Origin of the sequence: Synechococcus sp. R55.2, from assembly GCF_047462075.1 — a bacterium.
GTDB lineage: Bacteria > Cyanobacteriota > Cyanobacteriia > Thermostichales > Thermostichaceae > Thermostichus.
Genome location: NZ_JANSIH010000342.1, coordinates 1 through 553 on the forward strand (window position 1 = coordinate 1; position 553 = coordinate 553).

Consider the following 553-nt stretch of genomic DNA (forward strand, 5'->3'; position numbering starts at 1 on the left):
GATTGGGCCAATCTGGACAATCGTGGCCGTCTGTTCCCGCGCGGGCAGCCGGAAACCTGGCTAGACCCAGCCAATCCGCAGGTGCGCAGCTATCTCCTGGCTCTTACCCGCGAGCTAGTGCAAGACTACCAGGTAGACGGAATCCACCTGGACTACATCCGCTATCCCTTCCAAAACGCTGCCAGCCGCCAGGTGTTTGGCTTCGGTCGGGCCGCTCGTCAGGGGTTTCAGCAGTTGTCCGGCGTCGATACGCTGGAGTTGGATCCCTTGAGGGATCGCTCCCTCTGGCAGTTGTGGACCCGCTACCGCACCCAGCAGGTGAACGAGGTGGTGGAGGCCATTGCCCGCACCGCCCGCTCCCTCAACCCGCGCGTGATCCTCTCGGCAGCTGTCTATGCTCTGCCCAAGCAGGAGCGCCTGCAAAGGCTGCAGCAGAACTGGGAAGAGTGGATCCAGGCAGGGGAGCTGGATCTGTTGATCCCCCTCACCTATGCGGGCAATACACGGCGTTTGGCGCAACTGGTGCAGCCCAATTTGGAAATTGTCAGCCGCT

1 protein-coding gene is annotated in these 553 nt (G+C 61.8%); it reads left to right on the forward strand.

All coding sequences use genetic code 11. The annotated features are described in order from the left end of the window. Positions 1 to 553 (forward strand): family 10 glycosylhydrolase (locus NW838_RS11070; protein ID WP_414428047.1); only part of this gene is annotated, 553 nt, incomplete at both ends.